The 284-nt window shown below is 62.7% G+C and carries 1 protein-coding gene; it reads right to left on the reverse strand.

Translation table 11 applies throughout. The features are described from left to right. Positions 1–105 precede the first annotated feature (105 nt). Positions 106–284: transposase (locus EN818_RS32225; RefSeq protein ID WP_189524025.1), on the reverse strand; the 179-nt coding region annotated here is incomplete at its 5' end.

Below are 284 nucleotides of genomic sequence, written 5' to 3' on the forward strand. Positions count from 1 at the left end.
GTGCGTCAAATTCTGCAAAAAATGGCGTGGCATTCAGCGGTGACGTTGGCGTGTCCGCCGCGCAGCCCCGTGTTTAGCGGAGCGGCGGACATGGCGGGCCGCGTCTCAGGCGGCCAGTGCTCTCAGGCTCTCCTTCTTGTGCTCGCGCAGATGATCCATGTTGAGGTAGCGGGTCGCCTCGAGCCAGTTCTCGTGGATCTCCACCGCCAATGCCCGAACCAGCCGCAAACAGCTCTGCGGGTTGGGGAAGATGCGAACGATCAGGGTGCGCCGCTTGATCTCCT

The sequence above is a fragment of the Mesorhizobium sp. M3A.F.Ca.ET.175.01.1.1 genome, assembly GCF_004791945.1.
Taxonomy (GTDB): Bacteria; Pseudomonadota; Alphaproteobacteria; order Rhizobiales; family Rhizobiaceae; genus Mesorhizobium.